The sequence below is a fragment of the Nocardioides sp. JS614 genome (genome assembly GCF_000015265.1).
Classification (GTDB): domain Bacteria; phylum Actinomycetota; class Actinomycetes; order Propionibacteriales; family Nocardioidaceae; genus Nocardioides.
In genome coordinates, this window is record NC_008699.1 from 3514036 (window position 1) to 3529437 (window position 15402).

The window sequence follows — 15402 nt, forward strand, 5'->3', positions numbered from 1 at the left end:
CCCCGTGTCCAAGTGGGATTCCATCGCCGACCTCATCGAGCGGGTGGTCGCCGCGCCCGACCTGATCGACGACGTCGTCGAGGAGGTGCGCGCGTCGATCCGCGAGATCTCCGGCCTCGAGGCCTCCGACGTCGCCCGGCACACGCGGGCCCTGCTGGCCGCCGCGACCCGGGCGATCGCCTCCCGGCGCGGACCGACCGAGGCCGAGCTGTCCTTCGTCGAGGACCTCGCCGTCACCCGGGCCCGGCAGGGCGTGCCCATCCATGCCGTGCTCTCGGCCATCCACGTCGCCGAGCGCCGGATCTGGGCGCGCGCCAAGGTCGCGGCCGCGCAGTCGGGCGTGGAGCCGGCGCTGGTCCTGGACGCCCGTGAGCTCTACGACGACTGGGCGCAGGAGGTGCGGGCGCGGCTGCTCCAGGCGCACCGCACCGTCGAGGCGACCGAGCGCGCGATCGACACCGATGCCGACACGGTACGGCGGCTCCTCCAGGGCGGCTCCGCAGCGTCACTGGCCGCCGCCGCGGCGGGGCTGCCCGCCACCGGCGTGCACGTCCTCGTGGCACCGCACCCCGACCTGGCCGGCCTCACCGCCGCCGTACGCCGGGCCCGGGTCGGCGTCGTCACCGACACCGAGGCCGAGACCATCGCCGTGGTCGGCCGGCTGCCCGGCGGGCTCGCGGGCGCCCCGGGCCCGGTGGGCGTCGCCGGACCGGGCCGGCCGGAGGAGGCCGCGACCCTGCGGCGGCTGGCGGCGGCGGCCGCACGGGCCGCGCAGGCGCGGGGGCGCACCGGCACCGTCGGCGTGGCCGAGGTCGCCACCCTCGCCGCCCAGCAGGACCGCGGCGACCTCGCCGCGCTGCTCGTCGAGCGCCACGCCGCGGCCGTCGACGGCCTCGGCCGGGTCGCCGACCACACCGTGGCGACCGTGCGGGCCTGGCTCCAGTGCGGCTGCGACGCGGAGCGAGCCGCGCGCGCGGAGTACGTGCACGCGAACACCGTGCGCAACCGGGTCGCCGCGCTCACCGCGGCGACCGGGTTGGACCCCCGCGACCCGTTCCAGGCCGTCGACCTGTGGTGGCTGTGCGTCACCTGGCAGGCGCGGCGCACCTGACCGGCACAGCCGGTCGCCTGTCGCCCTGGCGCGGGTCAGCGACGCCGAGCCAGCAGGCTGATGCTCCGCACGCCGTAGGTCGCGGTCGCGCCGGCGGCTCGCTCGGAGACGAACCGGTAGTCGTTCTCGCGGACCGTCTCCACGGCGAATCCGGCCGCCCCGATCAGCGCCAGGTAGTCGTCGCGCTGGGCGGCGCCCCCGATGCACGCGGCCCACAGCGAGGCGTCACACGTCACGCCGTCGGGGAGCCGGGTGGCGGTGACGATGTCGGCGAGCGCCAGGCGCCCGCCGGGCCGCAGGGCGGCGGCAGCGGAAGCGAACACCGCGGGCTTGTCCGGGGACAGGTTCACCACGCCGTTGGAGATCACGACGTCGATGGACCCTGGCACGACCGGTGGGTGCTCGATGTAGGCCTCCAGGAACGAGGCGTGGGCGAGCCCGGCCGACTCCGCGAGCCTGGTCGCCTTCGCGAGCTGGGCCGCGGTCATGTCGACCCCGACGACGGCGCCGCCCGGTCCGGTGGCGACGGCGGCCAGGAGGCTGTCGGTCCCGGAGCCGCTGCCGAGGTCCAGCACGGCCTCGCCGGGCGTGATCGCGGCGAGGTCGAGGAAGTAGCCGACGCCGGCGAACGAGTCGATCGCCTCCGCGGGGATGGCGTCCAGGTCCGGCGCGGGGTAGCCGAGGTGCTCGGCCAGCCGCCGCCCGGTCTCGAAGTGGAACTCGCGCTCCGGCGTGAGCGCGACCTCCTCGTACATCGCCTTGACGCGCGCCTCGAGCTCGGTCGTGTCGAGCCGGCGCGTCGCCGGGGTCGTCGGGGTGGCCATGTCAGTAGCTGAACGTCGTGGCCGGCTCGTCGCCGATCCAGGTCCACATCGGGATGGTGCCGTTGATCTCCGCCCCAGGAACGAGGTCGTCGGGATCGATCCGGCGGGCATTCACGCAGATCGGGCAGACGTAGTACCGGCCACCCGCGGCGTCGTACCGCTTGACCAGCTCCTCGATCGAGGGGCAGCCGTCGCAGGCGACCCCGACGGCGACCCCCGGGACCGCCAGGCGGACCGCCTCCTTGGTCAGGAACATCAGGGTCTCGCGGCCGGTCTCCGCAGCGCCGACCGCGACGAGGAACGCGACGACGACCTTCTCCGGATCCTCCAGGCCGGTGGTGAGGCTGATGACTGCTTTGCTCATGACGGACTCCCTTGCATCGGGCTTGCATCGCGGCGGATCGAGTGCCACGACGCTAGGCGCGCCGACGGGAGGTGTCGTCGGGCGAACACCCGACAAATGGCGAGATCGCCTCAGCCTCGATCCACCGATTTGCGGCGTCGCGAGCGTCACCAGATGGGTGCGCTGGCAAGGCGTCCGGCGCGAAGGCATACCAGGGCGTCTATCGAGCGTCGGCAACGCAGCCAGCGTGCCCAGATGGTGGCGCGCAGCAGGCGGAAATCGGTGGATCGAGGCTCAGGTCGCGAGCGGGTCGAGGAGGCCGTTGCGCAGGGCGAACAAGGTCGCCGTCGAGCGCGAGCACGCGCCGGTCTTGGCGTAGATCCGCTCGATGTGCGTGGCCGCGGTCTTGCGGGACACCCCGAGGCGCGCCGCGACCTCGTTGGTCGCCACGCCGCGCGCGATCAGGACCAGGACCTCGACCTCGCGCTGGGTCAGCCCGGCGGGTCCGGCGACCCTGCGTCGGCCGCCTGCTCCTGCGGCGGAGAGGACCGCATCGGTGGCGTCGACGTCCAGACGGCCGGCGCGCACCTCGCTGCGGAGCTCCGTTGCAGCGTCCTTCACCGACTTCGGCGGCCGCCCGACCCGGGGTTCGGTCAGCGTGCGCAAGGCGCAGGCCGCCGCCAGGACCCGGCCCGCCATCGGGATCGACGCCCCGCTCGCGCCCCGGTGGTAGCCGCTGCCGTCCATCCGCTCGTTCGTGTACGACGCGATCGCGCCGATCCTGGCGAGTGGCGCCGGCTGCGCCAGCACCCGCTCGGTGTAGTACGAGCTGACCCGGACCCGTTCCCACTCCGTCGCGGACAGGGCACCCGGCTTGTCCAGGATCGTCGACGGGACACCGTGGAGCCCGATGTCGTGCAGGTACCCGGCTCGTCGCGACGCGGCCACGTCCACGGCCGGAAGGCCGAGGCACGACGCGGCCGACCCGGCGAGCTCGGCGACGCCACTGGAGTGGCCGGCGCGGTTCGGTGAGCGCAGGTCGGTGAAGTCGGCGAGCGCTGCCAGCGCCTCGTCGAGCTCGGGCCCGGACAGGCAGCGCCGCAGGGCGGGCTCGTCGGCGAGCATGCCACGGAGGTCGTCGTCCTCGCCGAGAGCAGGCAGGACTTCTGGTGCGATCTCGCAGAAGGCGTCGGCGAGAGCCGGGTCGAACTGCCGTCCTCGGCGCTCCCGCGCGACCCGGACCGCGGCCTCCACGCCGCCGTTGCGGTGGTACACCTCGGTGATGTCGCCGACGTGGAAGAGCCGGACCCAGGGCGACAGGTCCTCCCCGCCGACGTGCGGCGGGACGCCCTGGCCGTCCCAGCGCGCGAAGAACTGCCGCACCGCCGCCGACACGGCGTCGTCGAGACCGAGCCGCTCGGCCAGTGTGGACGTGATCAGGCAGTGGGCCTGGATGCCGCGCATGACGCGGCGACCGCCGGTGGCCAGGAGCGTGGCGACCACCCTCGCGCGCGCCGTCGCCGAGGCGCCGGCCCCCGCGTGGCCCAGGAAGAAGCGGTACGCCGCCATTCCCCCGAGGTCGACGTCGTAGCTGTCGGAGCGGAAGGAGATGTCGTCCCCGAAGGTGGCCGCGACCTCCGGTGCGTCCGCGACGCAGCCCACCCACGAGAGCATCGCGACGTAGAACAGGGCCGCCTGCTCGCCATCGGGGAGTCCGACGTGGGTGCCGAGTCGGGCGGCGATCCGCCACGATCGGAGCAGGTGCTCCATCGGCTGGCCGAGGCCGAGGTCGGTCGCCAGCGAGTACGCGGCCAACAGCTCCGCCAGCGTCACGCCCGAGTCGTCGGCCTCCCGCTCCACGACGCTCAGCGTACGGCGCCCAGGCGGGCGCGGCCATCCACGACGAGAGGACGGGTGCGGGTGACGCCGGGGTGCCCTCGCCGCGGCCTCCGGTGTCGTCGTGGCGGCGCGCAAGTACGAAGCGCTGGAGCGGCCAGCCGGACAGTCGCAGACTGTGGGCATGCGGACCGTCGGGGTCGAGGAGGAGTTCCTCTTGGTCGACGCCGACCGGAGTCGGCCGATCCCCGCTGCGAGTCGGGCGCTCCGGGTCGCCACCGAGTGGGGTGTCGCCGGGGGCCAGGTCGGGGCAGGAGCGCTGGTCCACGAGCTGCAGGAGCAGCAGCTCGAGATCTACACGGCCCCCCAGGTCCGGATGGCGTCGCTCGAGACCGAGCTGCGGGCCTGGCGGGCCGCCGCCGCCGCGGCCGCGGCCGCGGTCGGCGCGCGGCTGGTGGCGAGTGCGACTTCCCCCGTCGCGGTCGAGCCGCACCGGGTGCGGAGCCCGCGCTACGACCGGATGGCCGAGCGGTTCGGGATCGTCACCGACGAGCAGCTCACCTGCGGCTGTCACGTGCACGTCGCGGTGGGCTCGACGGCCGAGGCCGTGGGCGTCCTGGACCGGATCCGGGTCTGGCTGCCGGCGCTGCTCGCCCTCAGCGCCAACTCCCCGTTCTGGCAGGGCCGGGACACCGGCTACGCGAGCTTCCGGATCCAGGCGCTCGGTCGGTGGCCGCTGTCCGGCCCGACGGAGCTGTTCGGGACCGCGGCGGCCTACCAGGAGCTGGTCGAGCGGGTACTGGCCGCCCAGGTCGTCCTCGACCAGGGGATGTTGTACTTCGACGCCCGCGCGTCGCATCGCTTCCCCACCGTGGAGATCCGGGTGGCGGACGTCTGTCTCGACGTGCGCGACACGGTGCTGATCGCCGCCCTCTGTCGCGCGCTCGTCGAGACCAGCGCCGCGCGCTGGGCGGCCGGCGAAGCACCGCCGCAGGTGCCCGCCGTGCTGCTGCGGCTGGCCACCTGGCACGCCTCCAGGTGGGGCGTCAGCGCTGATCTCCTCGATCCGATGACCGCACGCCCGCTCCCCGCCGCCGAGGTCGTCGGCCGGCTCGTCGAGCATGCCCGCCCGGCCCTGCGCCGCAGCGGGGACGACGGCCTGGTCGCCGACGGGATCGCCCGGATCCTCGAGCACGGGAACGGGGCGACCTGGCAGCGCGACGTGTTCGCCGGGTCCGGCCGCCTCGACGAGGTGGTCTCCGCGCTGGCCCTCGTCACGAGCGGTGGTGCGTGACCTCCGTCAAGCCTTCGGCTCCGCCGCCACCGTGGCCGCCTGCAGCGCCGGCTGCACGACACCGTCCCGGATCAACCACTCGTCATCGATGCGGAGCGATCCCCGACATCCACCGTCGCTGCCCCGCAGGTCCTTCACGATGTCCCAGTGGAGGGAGGAGGAGTTCACTCCACCGCACTCCGGGTAGGCGCGACCGGGCGCGATGTGCACGGTGCCGAGGATCTTCTCGTCGATGAGGAGGTCGCCGGTCATCAACGTCAGCGCCGCATTCGTTCCGATCCCGAGTTCCCCGAGGCGTCGGGCCCCGTCGTCCGCATCGAGCAGCTCGCGGACGAAGTCGACGCCGGCCGCGGCCCGCTCGGAAACGATGCGCCCGCCTTCGAACTCGAACTCCAGGTCACGGATGAGGACGCCACCGAAGGACAGCGTGCCGTCGAAACGGATCCGACCGTTCACCGCCGTCTCGACCGGCGCGGTCGCGATCTCCCCGTCGGGCCAGTTCGCGTTGCCTGCGAACGGAACCCAGGTCCGACTCTCCAGGCCGAGCTCCAGCACGCCCCACTCATCCTCGATGACGGCCATCCGCGCGCCGGCGAGCCGGTCGCACAGCGCCTGCATCCGCCGACCGGCGTCGGCCCAGTCGGCGTCGAACGACGCGGCCCACTCGCGCAGCATGGCGCTGGCGTCCAGCCCCATGGCATCGGCCCACTCGGCGGTCGGGACACGGACGAGTGCCCAGCGGGTGTTCTGCCACCGCATGGTCGAGACCACGCCTCGGCCGCGTCGCAGTGCTGCGATCCGTCCGGGGTCGGCGTCGACGACGGGCTGGGACATCGCGCGGAAGGAGACGTGGACGTCCGACCACCCCATCGCCGCGGACTCGAGCGGCATCGGCGACTGCAGCACCGCCACGTCCGCCCACCGAAGAGCGCTCGCGTCGAAGCGCTCGTCCGGTGCCAGCACCTGCACCACCGCTCCGCGCTGCCACCCCTCGTCGACGAACGCGGCAACGGCATCCATCACCGATGAGCCGGTGACGAACACCGACACCCGGTCGCCCCTCGACAGCGATACGCCGTCGGCCACCAGCCGGCCGATCTTGGCCCAGTCCACCGTGCTCATCCCGCCACCTCCTCGACCCGATTCCGTCGGGACGTGTTCCAAGGCGCCAGCGTCCGGTACAGCGCGACGAACGCCTCGTGGTCGGAGCGGAGCTGCGCCGCGTGGCCAGCGTCGGGCTCGACCGTGCCCGTCGACGACCACCACCCGGCGCCGGCGGACAGGTCGGGGACCCCACCGACGGCGAGCGCCGCGAGGAACGCGTCGCCGTACGCCGCTCCGGGCGAGTCGGCGATCTGCTGCCTCAGGCCGGTGACCGTCGAGACCGTGCCGGTGATGATGCGGTTCTTCGTCGCACCGCCGATCGCCACGACTCGGTCGATGGGGACCCCCGCCCGGAGGTAGGTGAGGATCGCCTCCGCGACGGCGTGCCCGGCGCCCTCGAGCACCGCGCGGGCGATGTCCGAGCGGGTGTGCTCCAGTCCCAGGCCGACCACCGCAGCGCGACTGTCCGGGTCCTGGAAGGGAGTGCGCTCGCCGGAGAGGTGGGGCAGCGCGAGGACGCCACGAGCTCCGGGCGGCGAGCCCTCGGCGAGCTCGAGCAGGCGACCGAACGTCACGGAGTCCTCGTCGTCGGTGATGCCGAGCACGTCGGAGATCCAGCGTGTCGCCGTGCCCGTCGCCGCCGTGCCTGCCGCGAGCACGTACCTGTCCTGGAACACGTACGGCGCCGACCACAGGTCCGGGTGGGTGATCGGGCTCGAGCCGACGCGGATGAAGTACCCGCTCGACCCGTACATGGCCATGAGGGACCCCTCGGAGACGACCCCCGCGGCGACTGCCTCGGCCGGCGCGTCGGTCGTCCCGACGATGACGGGTGTCCCCACCGGTAGTCCCGTCTCCGCGGACGCTCGCTCGTGCACGGTCCCGGCGATCGTCGTCGTCCACTCCAGCCGTGGGAGCCGATCGCTGGTGACGACGTCCTCGCATCCCGCGAGGTTCCACTGCGCCTCCCGGAGGTCGTAGAGAGGGTGGAAGTAGCCGGCGGTGGCGTGGTCCATGACCACCGCGCCGGTGAGCTTCGCGACGAGCCAGGTCTGGCTGGTCATGAACCAACGCGCGCGGGCCCAGGCCTGCGGCTCCTGGTCCCTGATCCACGCGATCTTCGGACCGGCCGACTGGCTCGTCAGCGGGTTACCGCACCGCCGGAAGATCTCCGCGGCACCGAGCCGGTCCGTCAGGTCCTCGATCTGCGCGGTGGCGCGCGTGTCCACCCCGTAGAGGATCGCGGGACGCACGGGCGACAGATCGTCGTCGACTGCCACCACACACGGTCCGATGGCGCTCACCGCGGCCGCCTGGAGATCCCGCGCCCGAGGGTGCTTCATCAGCTCGGACGCGACCGCAGCGAGATCCGCCCACCAGTCGGTTTCCGGGTGGTGCTCGACGTGGCCGGGCCGCGGTGTTGAGATGCCGTGTCGCCGCCGGGCCAGCGCAAGGACCTCACCGTCCGCATCGACGAGGACACCCTTGGTCTCGAAGGTGCCGATATCGATACCGATGAACGTCATCAGCGCAGCTCCCTGACGACCCCCATGAGCTCCGCGACGCGCGCGGCGTCGACGTCGTTCGTGAACTTCCCCTCGCGCTTGAACCAGGTACCCACGATGGCGCCGTCGGCGTACTGCAGGCTCTCGGCGACCGTGTCCGGGCGAACGCCCGTGTTGACGAACACGGGGACGTCGCCGGCGTTCTCCTTGACGATCTTGAGGGTCGGAGTGTCGGTCGCCGCTCCTGCCGTGAGGCCGGAGACGCACAGGCCGTCGGGGGCGCCGTTGAAGACCGTCGAGCGGGTCATCCGGTCGAGTTCTCGACCCGCGACGTACGTGGCGCCCTCCGGGACGATGTTGTACAGCAGCCGGACGCCACCTGCTCCGACCTGGGCGCGGTGACGGGCGGCACGGCCGACGTCCGTGTTCCACATGCCGAAGTCGGAGGCGTAGACCCCGGTGAACACCTCACGCACGAATGCCGCGCCGGTGGCCATCGCGAGGTCGATCGATGCGACGCCGTCCCAGAGCACGTTCACACCGAACGGAACCTGGATCTCCGAGATGAGCTCGCCGATGGTCCGCGCCATCGTGATCGCCGTGATCGGCTCGGTGCGGGTGAGGTACGGGAGGCTGAACTCGTTCGAGATCAGGATGCCGTCGACACCACCGGTTTGCAGGGCGTCGATCTCCTGGCGGGCGTGGGCGAGGATCTTGTCCATCCCGCCCGCCGCGTCGTATCCAGGGTCTCCGGGAAGTGCCGGCAGATGGCACATTCCCACGATCGGCTTGGGTACGTCGAAGACCTCGTGCAACCAGTTGCTCATGGGTGGTGCGGTTCCTCTCCTGTGGATGCGGGTGGCCGTGGTCTGTCCGGCACGGCCAAGGGGGCGAGCATCAGGAGGACGGCCCATCGACGCGCGACCATGCCTCGACGAATCTCTGGAAGGCCGTCGCGCCCGGGTCGGCGAGACCGATGCTGCGCTCCTGGAGCCATGAGGCGCGCCCCCTGCGTGACTGGAGGCTCCGGGTCTCCTCGACCGCGCGAGCGGCGGCGTCGACGACGGCGGCCGCGGCCTGCCCGGAGTCGCTCGCCGACCGCAGCGTCTCGGCGGCGGCGTGGATGCCATCGAGGATGGTCTTGTCACCCACCTGCGTCTTGCCCCGTTGGGCGATGCTGTTCGCGGCTGCGGCGGCGAACTCGGCCGCCTCGGGCAGGCCGATGTCGTCCTTGCCCTCCCAGGTACGCGATCCCGCGAGCAGTGCTCCCGCGACCAACGCTGCCATCGTGGACGGGTTGGCGTTGGCGAAGGCCTTGGCGCAGGTGCGCGCGATCTCCGTGGGCGTGGCGTCGTCGGCCAGCTGGTCGAGCTCGGCGACCACGGCGTGGGAGCCGGCGGTGATCGTGATGCCGAGGTCACCGTCCCCGAGCGCCTGGTCGAGGTCGCGCAGCTCGTCCGCGGACTCCGTGAGGATCTCCAGGCTGCGCCGGATGTGGTCGTTGAGGTCCTTGGCGTTCACGGGTCAGCGCTCCTGGAAGAAGGGGGAGAGTGCCGGGGCGTTCAGCAGCTCCAGCCGTGCGTCATCGAGCTCCAGCAACGAGATCGACGCGCCAGCCATCTCGAGGCTCGTGGCGTACTCGCCGACGTACCTCTTGACAATCTCGATACCGCGCTCGGCGAGGAGCTGGTGGGCGCGTCGGTAGAGGAGGTAGAGCTCCTCGAGCGGCGTCGCACCGAGCCCGTTGACCAGGATCGCGACCCGCGCCCCCTCACGGAGCGACAGGTCACCCACGAGGGCCTCGACGAAGTCGGTCGCGATCTCGTCGGCGGTCTCCAACGGACCGCGTCGTGACCCGGGCTCGCCGTGGATGCCGATGCCGATCTCCATCTGACCGTCCGGCAGTTCGAAGCTGGGCTTGCCGGTGGTCGGCAGGATCGTCGGCGCCAGACCGATCCCGATGGTCGCGGTGTGCGCGACAACGTCCTCGGCAATCGCGGCGACCCGCTCGAGAGAGTCTCCACGCTCGGCAGCGGCGCCCGCGGCCTTGTACGCGAAGAAGATGCCCGCGACGCCCCGACGCTCGTGCTCGTTGTCCTTCGGCTGGCTTGCGACGTCGTCCCGGCCGACGACCGTCATGGTCGGGACCCCCTCGAGGTCGGCGAGATCAGCGGCGAGGTCGAAGTTGAGCACGTCTCCGCCGTAGTTGCCGTACAGGTAGAGGACGCCGGCACCTCCGTCGACGGCCATGGTCGCTTGGAAGATCTGGTCAGAGCTGGGTGAGCTGAACACGTTGCCGATCGCCACACCGGAGCACAGCCCCCTACCGACGTACCCCTTGAACAGCGGCAGGTGACCCGAGCCACCGCCGGTGACGATGCCGACCTGTCCGGCAACCGGCGCATCGGCCCGCACCATGACTCGCACGTCGTCCCCCGGCGTCTTCACCAGGTCCGGATGGGCCAGCAGGATCCCCTCGACGAACTCGTCGACGAAGTTCTCCGGGGCGTTGATGATCTTCCGCATGGCATTCGGTCCGTTCACTTGTCGGGCGCTGTGGAGGATGGTTGCGGGTCGGTCACGACGGGCACGGGTCGGCTCGGCTTCCTGAAGCTGAACTGGTCGAGCACCATGACGCCGATGAGGATGACCCCTTGGGCGATGGCGTACTCGTAGGCGGAGAGCCGCAGGGCGGTGAAGCCGCTCGACACCACCTGAAGGGTCAGCGTGGCGAGCACGACGCCGAGCACGGTCGCGAAGCCGCCCATCGGGTTGGTCCCACCGAGGACGACGATGACGATGACGAGGAGGACGTAGCTCGATCCGTAGTCAGCGCTGGCGGACGGGTTCCGGCTCAGGAACAGCAGACCTGCGATCGAGGAGAGCAGGCCGCTGATGACGTAGGTCATCATCAGCGTGGTCCGGTCGCTGATGCCGGAGTAGCGTGCCGCCACCGGGTTTGCGCCCTCGAGCTGGATCTTCCGCCCGATCGGGGTGCGGTTGATCAGCACCGCGAGCAGTGCCGCTGCGGCGAGCAGGATGACCAGCAGCACGGGCACCCCGAGGACGGCCGTTCGTCCGACCGTCCGGAGCGCCGACGGCGCTCCGGAGATGGTGACGCCTCCGGTCCACACGAGCGCCAGGCCGTTGAAGAGCTGCATGGTGCCGAGCGTGACCAGGATCGGCGTGATCCGCGCGATGCTGATCAGCAGCCCGTTGACGGTCCCCAGCACCAGACCCACGGCGAGCCCGACGAGCAGGATCAGGGGCGTCATCGACTCCGCGGCCGACGAGCCCTGCGCCTCCGCGATCGCGGTGTAGAGCGAGGAGACGGTGATGGCCGTGCCGTTGGCGATAGCCACTACCGACAGATCGATCCCACCGGTCAGCATCGCGATCATCACGGCGAGGGCGAGCAGCCCGATCTCCGGAGTGCCGATGGCGATGTTGGTGAGGTTGACCGAGTTGAGGAAGATTCCGGGCCGCAAGAAGGCGAACACGGCAAACGTGGCCACGAGCAGCAGCGCCATCCGGCCGACGCCGCGCGAGACATGGATCCGGACAAGCGCCGCCGACCATGCAGCGCCCGCCCGCTCGTTGAGCTCGGACATCGAGTCGCGCAGATTCTGGTTCACGTGGCGGCCTCCTTCGGTGCAACCACGACCGGTCGCCGACGACCACGGCTCGCGCCGAGAGCCTGCACGCTGACTCCGAGCAGCAGGAGCACGCCGACCGTGGCACGTTGCCACGTGCTGGGGATGCCCAGCAGTACCAGGTTGTTGTTGATGAGCTGGACCAGGACGACTCCGAGCACCGTTCCCAGCACGGACCCGCGGCCGCCGAAGATCGACGCGCCGCCCAGCACGACGGCCGCGATGATGTCCAGCTCGATGCCGACCAGGCTCTGTGGATTGGCGTTCCTGCCGAGGATCACGAAGGTCAGGCCTCCGAAGGCCGCGAGCGAGCCGACCAGGACGTAGAGCCACACCTGGGTGCGGACGACCCGGATGCCGACCCGACGGGCCGCCTCCGTGTCACCGCCGATCGCGTAGATGCTGCGACCGAACATGGTCCTCTTCAGCATCAACGCGATGAGCACGGTGACGATGGCCACCGGGATGATCATGAAGTGCAGGTAGCCGCCGCCGCTCACCTCGACCAGGTGGGCTCCGGACAGGTCGTTGATCGGGGTCGGCAGGTCGGCCGACGCGATGTACACCGAGCCGATGTAGGCGATGAGCACGCCCTTGAAGATGCTCTGCGTCCCGAGCGTGACGATCAGAGTCGGGAGCCTGAACCGGGCGATGACCACCCCGTTGAGGAGCCCGAGAAGTCCCCCGACTGTCATGGCGATGATGAAGACGACGACGGGGCTGGGGTCGAGCCCCGCCTCGAGCAACCACTTGACAGTCGCGTAGGCGGCGAAGATGGCGATCGCCGGGAACGAGACGTCAATCCCCCCGGAGATCAACACGAGGAGCACCCCGAGGGCGAAGACGAGGGGGACCATCGAGCTGCGCACCAGGGCGAAGAACGTGCTCGGGCTGAAGAAGGCCGGACTGGCCAGCGCCATCGCCACGACCACGACGATGATGACCGCGACGAGCAGGCCTTCGTTGTTGGGTCCCCGCAGCCGTGCGAGCTTGCCGCTCAAGCCGCCATCCTTCGCTCGATCTCGTGTGCGTCGATGTCGTCACCCACGAACTCGGCGCTGATCCGGCCGTCATGGACGACCAGCACCCGGTGACAACTCGTGACCAGCTCTGGGATGTCGTCGGAGATGACGATCACCCCCATCCCCCCGGCGGCCTGTTCGCGCAGGATGTTGATGATCTCTTCCTTGGAGCCGATGTCGACGCCGACCGTCGGCCCGTTGAGGATGAGGATCGCCGGCCGCCGGTCGAGCCACTTGGCGAGCACCACGCGCTGCGCGTTCCCCCCGGAGAGACTCCGCACGACCGCGCCCACGTTGGGCGCCTGGATCCGCAGCCGCGCGAACAGACTGGCGATGGATCCCCGGATCTTGCCCCGGTCGAGCAGCCCGGCCCGCGTGCGATAGGAATCGAGCGACGACGCGATGATGTTGTCCGCGATGGAGACATCCAGGAACAGGCCCTGAGTGAGCCGATCCTCGGGGACGTAGCCGATGCCGGCACGGACGGCGTCGCGGATCGACCGGATGCTGCGACGCTCCCCGGAAACGGTGATCGTCCCCGAGTCCGCGGCATGAACACCGAACAGTGCCTCGGCGATCTCGGATCGACCTGAGCCCAGGAGTCCGGTGATGCCCAGGATCTCTCCTGCCTTGAGCGTGAAGCTCACGTCCTGGAACCCAGCCTCGCGGCTGAGGTTCTCGACCTGGAGCAGGACCGGCGCATCCGCGTCCAGCGTGCTCACCTTCCGCTCCTCGTGGATCTCGCGACCGGTCATGGCCCGGGCGATCTTGCGTGAGTCGTAGTCGGTCGCCGGCCCGGATTCGACCAGCTCACCGTTGCGGAGCACCGTGACCCGCTGCGAGATCCGCAGCACCTCGTCGAGCTTGTGGCTGACGAACATCACCGCGACGCCGTGCTCCTGAAGTTGGCGGACGATCCGGAAGAGCCGATCGACCTCGGTGTGGGTGAGCGCCGTCGTCGGCTCGTCCATGATCAGGACCTTGGCGTCGTTGACCAACGCGCGGCAGATGGCAATGAGTTGGCGGTCGGCGACCGAGAGGTCGGCGACGTCCGCCTGGAGGTCGAGCCGCAGGCCGAGGTCGTCGACGACCCGTTGAGCGGCAGCGAACATGCGTGACCGCGAAGAGAACGTACGCCGCTCCGCGAGCTCGCTGAGCATCGCGATGTTCTCGGCCGCGCTGAGGTTGGGGAACAGGGAGAAGTCCTGGTAGATCACCTGGATGCCGCTGAGGATCGCGTCGTTGGGGGCCAGGTGACGACGCACCGTCCCGTCGATCGCGATCGTGCCCGCGTCCGGCTTCTCGACACCGCTGATGATCTTGATGAGAGTCGACTTGCCGCTTCCGTTCTCACCCGCGAGGCAGTGAACCTCACCGGGGACGAGCGACAGCGAGACCCGCTTGAGCGCGTGGACGCCGCCGTAGACCTTGGTGACATCGCGGACTTCCAACACGGGTGCCACGGGTGTGGTCATCCTGCCGCCTCCCTTCGATGCTCCGACGTGACCGGGTGGGCCTGCAGGTCAGGCCCACCCGGCACGGAGATCGGTGTACTAGAAGTCGTACTCGTCCATGTTCTCGACGTCGACCGCGACCCCTGCGTTGCCGGCGAACGCGTTGTCAGCACCGTCGAGCTTCACGAGCGACTCGTACCCGGGGACCCCCAGGTCGGTACCTTCCTCGATCGTTCCGCCCTCAGCGAGGATCTTCGCGACGGCCAGCTGTGCCTTGCCCGCCATAGCCGGGTCCCAGAAGAAGATCTTGTCGATGGCTCCACTCTCGAGGTAGCCACCCGCGACGGACGGGATGCTGGTGCCCATCACGCAGACGCTGTCGGTCTTCCCTGCCTCCTCGACGGCACGAGCGATGCCCACGACGTCGGTGCCGGCCGAGCCCTGGAAGCCCTTGATGTCCGGGTACTTCGAGAGGAGCTCCTTCGCCTTGTTGTAGGCAACCTCCTCGTTCTCCTCCGACTCGATCGGGTCCTCTACCCGCGTCATGCCGGGGAAGTCCGCCTGCTGCTTCTCATAGGCGCCCTTGACCCACTCCGAGTGAGATCCGTTGGTCAGCCGCCCGACGAACTGGACGTATTCGCCTTCGCCGCCCGTGCACTCGCCGAGGTTCTCCATGATCTGCGCGCCGTAGGCCGTGTTCTCGAAGCCCTCGATGTCGATGTCGACGTTCTTGATGCCGACGGCCTCGTGGCTGACGACGATGATTCCCGCATCGCGGGCCTGGCCCAGAACGCTCTCCAGGCCGGCAAGGTCGTTCGGCACGACCGAGATGGCGGTGGGCTTCTGTGCGATGAGGTCCTGGATGATCGCGACCTGGCCCTCGTTCGTGGCCTCGGACGGGCCCTCTTCACGTGCGTCGAGCCCGGTCTCGGAGGCCCACTCCTTGACGCCCACCTCCATGCGGTCGAACCAGCCGATGCCGGTCGCCTTCACGACGACGACGTAGGCACCGTCGCCTCCGGACGCGCTGGAACCGGCCGCCCCGGGGTTGTCGTCGGATCCACTGTCATCGACCGAACTGCACGCCGCGAGCGCCAACGCGAGCGCGCCGACGATGGCTCCACGGGCAAGTCTGCTGTGCCTCATGCGGTTACTCCCCTTTTGAATGAGCACGATGCGCCGTTGCGGCAGCGCGACGGCAGCCGCGCATCACGGTAGGGAGACCCGCGCACTCTGTCAACAGAATCTCGCAAGAA

The 15402-nt window shown here is 70.5% G+C and carries 14 protein-coding genes; 2 read left to right on the forward strand and 12 right to left on the reverse strand.

What is annotated here, in order from left to right; genetic code table 11:
* Nucleotides 1-4: 4 nt before the first annotated feature.
* Entirely contained in the window at nt 5-1111 is a 1107-nt protein-coding gene (locus tag NOCA_RS18220; protein ID WP_011756743.1) for a helix-turn-helix domain-containing protein, read from the forward strand.
* Nucleotides 1112-1146: 35 nt separating this feature from the next.
* Here the strand turns inward: NOCA_RS18220 and NOCA_RS18225 are convergent, their stop codons facing one another.
* From NOCA_RS18225 to NOCA_RS18235, 3 genes are all read right to left on the reverse strand, one after another.
* Nucleotides 1147-1935: a methyltransferase domain-containing protein gene (locus tag NOCA_RS18225; protein ID WP_041546659.1), complete on the reverse strand. Its 789-nt coding sequence runs from the start codon at nt 1933-1935 to the stop codon at nt 1147-1149.
* Nucleotide 1936: 1 nt separating this feature from the next.
* Complete coding sequence (locus NOCA_RS18230) at nt 1937-2299, reverse strand: DsrE family protein (protein ID WP_041546660.1); 363 nt, start codon at nt 2297-2299, stop codon at nt 1937-1939.
* A 273-nt stretch (nt 2300-2572) separates the two neighbouring features.
* On the reverse strand, nt 2573-4138 hold the full coding sequence (locus NOCA_RS18235) for an HD domain-containing phosphohydrolase (protein WP_041546661.1): 1566 nt from the start codon (nt 4136-4138) through the stop codon (nt 2573-2575).
* A gap of 160 nt (nt 4139-4298) precedes the next feature.
* On the opposite strand from NOCA_RS18235, the gene NOCA_RS18240 reads away from it, so the two are divergent.
* Nucleotides 4299-5408, forward strand: coding sequence for a carboxylate-amine ligase (locus NOCA_RS18240; RefSeq protein WP_011756747.1), 1110 nt, complete (start codon nt 4299-4301; stop codon nt 5406-5408).
* Between the two features lie 6 nt (nt 5409-5414).
* Here the strand turns inward: NOCA_RS18240 and NOCA_RS25995 are convergent, their stop codons facing one another.
* The 9 genes from NOCA_RS25995 to NOCA_RS18285 form a co-directional block, all read right to left on the reverse strand.
* Nucleotides 5415-6530 (reverse strand): aminopeptidase, encoded by a 1116-nt coding sequence (locus NOCA_RS25995; protein ID WP_011756748.1) that lies wholly within the window; start codon nt 6528-6530, stop codon nt 5415-5417.
* Nucleotides 6527-8038: an FGGY-family carbohydrate kinase gene (locus NOCA_RS18250; protein ID WP_011756749.1), complete on the reverse strand. Its 1512-nt coding sequence runs from the start codon at nt 8036-8038 to the stop codon at nt 6527-6529. The genes NOCA_RS25995 and NOCA_RS18250 overlap by 4 nt, the downstream gene beginning before the upstream one ends.
* A complete protein-coding gene (locus NOCA_RS18255; protein ID WP_011756750.1) occupies nt 8038-8844 on the reverse strand; it encodes a BtpA/SgcQ family protein in 807 nt (268 codons plus the stop codon). The genes NOCA_RS18250 and NOCA_RS18255 overlap by 1 nt, the downstream gene beginning before the upstream one ends.
* 70 nt (nt 8845-8914) lie before the next feature.
* The gene (locus NOCA_RS18260) at nt 8915-9538 is read right to left on the reverse strand and encodes a DAK2 domain-containing protein (RefSeq protein WP_011756751.1); all 624 of its coding nucleotides are present in this window, start codon (nt 9536-9538) and stop codon (nt 8915-8917) included.
* Nucleotides 9539-9541: 3 nt separating this feature from the next.
* Nucleotides 9542-10543, reverse strand: a complete 1002-nt coding sequence (locus NOCA_RS18265; RefSeq protein ID WP_011756752.1) for a dihydroxyacetone kinase subunit DhaK — start codon at nt 10541-10543, stop codon at nt 9542-9544.
* Nucleotides 10544-10557: 14 nt separating this feature from the next.
* Nucleotides 10558-11652: an ABC transporter permease gene (locus tag NOCA_RS18270; protein ID WP_011756753.1), complete on the reverse strand. Its 1095-nt coding sequence runs from the start codon at nt 11650-11652 to the stop codon at nt 10558-10560.
* Nucleotides 11649-12671 carry an ABC transporter permease gene (locus tag NOCA_RS18275; protein WP_011756754.1) on the reverse strand — a complete coding sequence of 341 codons (1023 nt, stop codon included), beginning with the start codon at nt 12669-12671 and terminating at the stop codon, nt 11649-11651. The genes NOCA_RS18270 and NOCA_RS18275 overlap by 4 nt, the downstream gene beginning before the upstream one ends.
* A complete protein-coding gene (locus NOCA_RS18280) occupies nt 12668-14167 on the reverse strand; it encodes a sugar ABC transporter ATP-binding protein (RefSeq protein ID WP_011756755.1) in 1500 nt (499 codons plus the stop codon). The genes NOCA_RS18275 and NOCA_RS18280 overlap by 4 nt, the downstream gene beginning before the upstream one ends.
* A gap of 78 nt (nt 14168-14245) precedes the next feature.
* A complete protein-coding gene (locus NOCA_RS18285; protein ID WP_011756756.1) occupies nt 14246-15292 on the reverse strand; it encodes an autoinducer 2 ABC transporter substrate-binding protein in 1047 nt (348 codons plus the stop codon).
* Nucleotides 15293-15402 lie beyond the last annotated feature (110 nt).

Coding starts and splice junctions, on each gene's coding strand:
- NOCA_RS18225 (WP_041546659.1), bottom strand. CDS start 1,935: ATGGCCACCCCGACGACCCCGGCGACGCGCCGGCTCGACACGACCGAG.
- NOCA_RS18230 (WP_041546660.1), bottom strand. CDS start 2,299: ATGAGCAAAGCAGTCATCAGCCTCACCACCGGCCTGGAGGATCCGGAG.
- NOCA_RS18240 (WP_011756747.1), top strand. CDS start 4,299: ATGCGGACCGTCGGGGTCGAGGAGGAGTTCCTCTTGGTCGACGCCGAC.
- NOCA_RS25995 (WP_011756748.1), bottom strand. CDS start 6,530: ATGAGCACGGTGGACTGGGCCAAGATCGGCCGGCTGGTGGCCGACGGC.
- NOCA_RS18250 (WP_011756749.1), bottom strand. CDS start 8,038: ATGACGTTCATCGGTATCGATATCGGCACCTTCGAGACCAAGGGTGTC.
- NOCA_RS18255 (WP_011756750.1), bottom strand. CDS start 8,844: ATGAGCAACTGGTTGCACGAGGTCTTCGACGTACCCAAGCCGATCGTG.
- NOCA_RS18265 (WP_011756752.1), bottom strand. CDS start 10,543: ATGCGGAAGATCATCAACGCCCCGGAGAACTTCGTCGACGAGTTCGTC.
- NOCA_RS18280 (WP_011756755.1), bottom strand. CDS start 14,167: ATGACCACACCCGTGGCACCCGTGTTGGAAGTCCGCGATGTCACCAAG.
- NOCA_RS18285 (WP_011756756.1), bottom strand. CDS start 15,292: ATGAGGCACAGCAGACTTGCCCGTGGAGCCATCGTCGGCGCGCTCGCG.